Source organism: Brenneria populi (assembly GCF_036016195.1).
GTDB lineage: Bacteria > Pseudomonadota > Gammaproteobacteria > Enterobacterales > Enterobacteriaceae > Brenneria > Brenneria populi.
In genome coordinates, this window is record NZ_JAYWTM010000065.1 from 1 (window position 1) to 1584 (window position 1584).

Consider the following 1584-nt stretch of genomic DNA (forward strand, 5'->3'; position numbering starts at 1 on the left):
CTAAATGATGATTTATCGATCCTACTGTCTGCGCATAAACTCATGTTTTGATCCAGCGGTAGGTGAGATGATGAAGGACAAGCTAATAACGGAAATTCAGGCAAACATGGCGCAAATACTGACACAGCGACAATTAGACGAACTACGCCGGGTACTGACATACCACATGCACAATGTTGACATCACGGCAAGCCGGATCACCGACGATCAGGAAATCGTTGGAAATGACGGGTTGTTGAACGTCTTTATCTCTGCAAAACGTATAGAAGGCTGTTCAGAAAAATCGCTGAAATATTATGATGCTACCGTTAGCACTATGCTCAAGGCAGTAAAAAAACCGGTCCGTGAGATCATCACGGACGATCTTCGCAACTATCTGGCGAACTACCAGAAAGCACGAAACTCCAGCAAAGTGACGGTTGATAATATGCGACGCATTTTCAGCAGCTTCTTCGGCTGGCTGGAAGATGAGGACTACATCCTCAAAAGCCCTGTGCGGCGTATCCACAAGATCAGGACGGAGAAAACCATCAAGGAAACCTTTACCGACGAGAGTTTGGAATTGCTTCGCGATGCCTGCGAGGAAATTCGCGATCTGGCGATGATTGACCTGCTTGCCTCAACGGGAATGCGCGTCGGCGAACTGGTGCAGCTAAACCGCGAGGACATCGGTTTCCACGAGCGTGAATGCGTGGTATTCGGCAAGGGCGGCAGCGAGCGGGTAGTCTACTTTGACGCCCGCACCAAAATCCATCTGTTGAACTACCTTGATGTGCGCAACGACGACAATCCCGCACTGTTCGTGTCGCTGACACTGCCCCGCGAACGGCTGCTTATCGGCGGCGTGGAAACGCGGTTGCGAGAGATCGGCAAACGGGCGGATATGCACAAGGTTCACCCGCACAAGTTCCGGCGTACCCTCGCCACCCGCGCCATTGACAAGGGTATGCCCATTGAGCAGGTACAGCGGTTGCTTGGTCATGTAAAGATCGATACGACGATGCACTACGCAATGGTTAATCAGACGAACGTTAAAAATTCGCACAGGAAATTTATTGGATAAGAGGGTTAACGGTATGAGGTTAGGCGATGTTTGTGAAAGCATATCTCTGACTTTCCGCAGGCAGCAGGATAAAGTTATCCTGATAAATACTTCAGACGTGTCGGACGGTAAAGTAACTAACCACGAATACGTTCCAAACGAGAACTTGCGTGGGCAATTCAAAAAGTCGTTTTGTCGTGATGATATTCTGTACTCAGAAATACGGCCAAAAAACCGGCGATTCGCCTATGTTGACTTTGATGCTAAGGATTATGTCGCTTCGACAAAATTGATGGTGATTCGTGCTAAAGACAATGTGTTGCCACAGTTTCTTTTTCAAGTGCTGAAGTCTGACGAGATTATAGAGCAACTTCAAGCGTTAGCTGAAACCCGATCGGGGACATTCCCACAGATTACTTTCTCTGAATTGTCAGCTTTGGATGTCAGCATACCACCAATTCCAGAACAACGAGAAATAGCTGCCACATTGAACGCCATTGACAACAAAATTGCCAGCAACACAGCGATAAATCATCATTTAG

General features: G+C 47.9%; 2 protein-coding genes. Both read left to right on the forward strand.

Annotation, left to right across the window (positions count from 1 at the left end; translation table 11 throughout):
* Positions 1-67: 67 nt before the first annotated feature.
* Positions 68-1063 (forward strand): site-specific tyrosine recombinase/integron integrase, encoded by a 996-nt coding sequence (gene xerA, locus VSX58_RS22405; RefSeq protein WP_327619981.1) that lies wholly within the window; start codon positions 68-70, stop codon positions 1061-1063.
* Between the two features lie 13 nt (positions 1064-1076).
* Positions 1077-1584, forward strand: a 508-nt coding sequence (locus VSX58_RS22410; protein WP_327619982.1) for a restriction endonuclease subunit S, incomplete at its 3' end; no start/stop codon positions are given.